The 2,953-nt window shown below is 56.9% G+C and carries 3 protein-coding genes and 1 pseudogene; 3 read left to right on the forward strand and 1 reads right to left on the reverse strand.

Features of this window, described 5'->3' with window-relative positions:
• Window positions 1–95 precede the first annotated feature (95 nt).
• The 3 genes and pseudogenes from ACIQWP_RS31780 to ACIQWP_RS31790 form a co-directional block, all read left to right on the forward strand.
• A pseudogene (locus ACIQWP_RS31780) lies at window positions 96–824 on the forward strand (thiamine pyrophosphate-dependent enzyme); the annotation flags it as partial.
• Entirely contained in the window at window positions 821–1,597 is a 777-nt protein-coding gene (fabG, locus tag ACIQWP_RS31785) for a 3-oxoacyl-ACP reductase FabG (RefSeq protein ID WP_402796438.1), read from the forward strand. The pseudogene ACIQWP_RS31780 and the gene fabG, both read left to right, overlap by 4 nt.
• Before the next feature lie 21 nt (window positions 1,598–1,618).
• A complete protein-coding gene (locus tag ACIQWP_RS31790; protein ID WP_402796441.1) occupies window positions 1,619–2,311 on the forward strand; it encodes a winged-helix domain-containing protein in 693 nt (230 codons plus the stop codon).
• Window positions 2,312–2,520: 209 nt separating this feature from the next.
• On the opposite strand, the gene ACIQWP_RS31795 is transcribed toward ACIQWP_RS31790, so the two are convergent.
• Window positions 2,521–2,871, reverse strand: coding sequence for a hypothetical protein (locus ACIQWP_RS31795; protein WP_402796443.1), 351 nt, complete (start codon window positions 2,869–2,871; stop codon window positions 2,521–2,523).
• Between the last annotated feature and the right edge of the window lie 82 nt (window positions 2,872–2,953).

The following is a 2,953-nucleotide window of genomic DNA, read 5'->3' on the forward strand; positions in this document are numbered from 1 at the left end:
CGCAATGGCGCATTGGAAAGTCGTGACCGGCGCAACTGCATAAATTCATCGGCAAACGCCTTATCGGGGATTAAGCGAACAACGTGACATCGCCCAGGGAAACATTGGCGGCCCTGCGTCAGGTGCTTTCGCGCTACGACCTCTCTCTGCGGCGCGATATGCGGACGCACCTTGAAGAACGCATCGCGTCGTTCTGGTATCGCTTCGATGAGACTCGCCACATTCACTATGCATCCGATGGATCGCCCATTCGGCCGGAGCGGGTCATGGCGGAACTGCAGCCGTGGCTCGAACGCGATATCGCAATTGTTGCGGATGCGAGTTATTCCTCCATGTGGATACTCGGACAATTGCGCTCGCCAAAAGCTGGCTTGCGCTTCATCACCCCACGGGGCCTCGCCGGACTGGGGTGGGGTTTTCCACTCGCACTTGGCGCCAAGGCCGCCCGGCCCGATCGCCCGGTCGTGGCGGTTGTCGGCGACGGCGGTTTTGCCCATAGTTGGGCCGAGCTTGAAACTATGATGCGCATGCGCTTGCCGGTAACGGTCGTCGTGCTCAACAACGGCATCCTCGGTTTTCAGCGCGACGCCGAAACCGTGAAGTTCGGGCGATATACTTCTGCATGCCACTTCGCCGATGTCGATCACGCGGCTATCGCGAGTGCCTGCGGTTGCCCATCCGTCCGTATTGATGATCCCGCCTCGCTCGGGCCGGCCCTCAAACGTGGCATCGAGGCAGGCGAACCGCTGCTCATCGAAGTGATGACCGATTCACAAGCGCACCCACCGCTGTCTCTGTTTGCGCAAATGGACGAAGCCGCATGACAGCTGCTGCCCGCCAAAGGCTTGCCGTCGTCACTGGCGGCGGTTCCGGGATTGGTTTGGCAACGGTCGCGCATCTGCTCGACCATGGCCATAAGGTTGCGCTGTTCGGTCAAAATCCGGACCATATCTTAAAAGCGGAACAAGGATTTTCGACGCGGTTCGGCGCCGAAAGGGTGTTTGCCCGCACCATCGACATTACCATGCCGGCGCAAATACAGGACTTTTTCCATGAGCTCAGGGAGACATGGGCCATGCCGGATATCTTGATTTGCAATGCAGGGATATCGCCCAAGGGTGAAAACGGCCCGACACCGTTCGCCGAGGTTTCCCTTCAGGAGTGGCATTCGGTTCTCTCCGTCAATCTGACCGGCGCGATGCTCTGCTGTCAGGCTGTTCTTCCTGCCATGATCGAACGCAGAGCCGGCCGTATCGTTTTGGTAGGCTCCCTTGCCGGTCGCACAATTCCAAAGATCGCGGGATCCGCCTATGCCATCTCGAAATCCGCCCTTGCCGGGCTGGCGCGATCCCTGGTGGTTGCGTCGAGCGGCAGCGGAACGACCGTCAACCTTATAGCGCCGGGCAGGATCGCCACCGATATGGCAGGACCACCGGGCAGCGAGATCAACCGGGCTGCGATCGCCCGCATTCCGGTAGGGCGCATCGGGATGCCGCATGATGTCGCGGCGGCGATCGGTTTCCTTGTGTCGGAAGAGGCTGGCTTCATCAATGGTGCGATCCTGGATGTCAATGGCGGGGAATTCGCACCGCCATGAGACGATACCGGAGGAAAAGTGATGGAGTTTCGTATCCTGGTCTGTGCTCAAGATGTGCAGATGTTTCTGCTCTTGCGGCATGTTCTGGCAACGGAGGGGTTTATAGCTTTCTGTGTCGACAGCCTCAAAGAGGCTGAAGATCGGTTGTGTGATCCCGATGTCAGAGCCGTGATCGCCGATTGCTCGACCTGTGGCGTGGATGCCGCAAGCCTGCGCAACCTCAAGATCGCGCGATTTGATCTCTCAATCGCATTGTTCTGCAACAGGCCCAATTCGCAGCTCGATGAAGCTGGCGCCGATCTTGTCCTCGCACATCCATTCGATCCAGCGTGTCTCATCGGATTCCTGCGGCGCTTGAGGCTCGACGCGCTGATTGAAAGAAGCGACGCCCGCGCTGAGGTCAACATACTTCGCTTTGCAGATCTCGAAATGAACATTGCCACTGCAAAAGTGCGCAGGAATGGTCACGCTCTTGTGCTGACAGCCTTGCAGTTTCGCCTGCTGCGATATCTCTTGATGAGCCCGAAGGCTGTTCGGAGTCGGGAAGAATTGATCGCCGCGGCATGGCCGATGGGCATAGATGTCGAGCCGCGAACGGTGGATATTCACATCGGGCACATTCGTAGAGCTCTCAGGAGAACGGGACCAGATCTTGTCCGTACCGTTCGTGCGCGCGGCTACGCGCTGGATTTGGAGTGCGAAGCATGTGACTAGTATGCTGGCGACACTATAGCGGATCGTGACATAAAGGAGCGTCAGAGGATGTATCTATCGCATAATACAACTATAAATTGATTTTCTTGCATAAGATAGCTTATGGAACTTTCAGACTTCTTCATGGATTGATCGCTCAACATCCGACTCAAGAAATCTTGAAAGAAAATGCTGTCGACACGTCACGTCCAATTTGGGATTGCCATCTGCTAGCGATCAAACGGGCCGCACATGCCGAGCTGATCAAGCGCGCTCCGCAGATGATTCCCATCCAGGATGAATTGCCCTCCTGACCGGCGAGCTATCGCTAGTTTTTCCCCCTCGTCTTTCGTTGCCAGTAGGCGGATCAGAAAGTCGGTGATTCCTTTTGCCGCCTCTACTAAGGCGCGACCGCTTTCGAGACCGACCCGATTGACAATATCTTCAGACAAGACCGGTGTGATCCCTTGAACGGACGCCTGGGCCCCATAGGCATATCCTTCGGGCAATTCTCCCTTGAGATTCACGACGCGGCGATGGAAAATCGATTGGCAGATCTGATCGACGGCCGGCGATGTCACGTTGTTCGCTTAATCCCCGATAAGGCGTTTGCCGATGAATTTATGCAGTTGCGCCGGTCACGACTTTCCAATGCGCCATTGC

The organism is Rhizobium sp. NPDC090279, from assembly GCF_044769665.1.
In the GTDB taxonomy this organism is placed as follows: Bacteria; Pseudomonadota; Alphaproteobacteria; order Rhizobiales; family Rhizobiaceae; genus Rhizobium.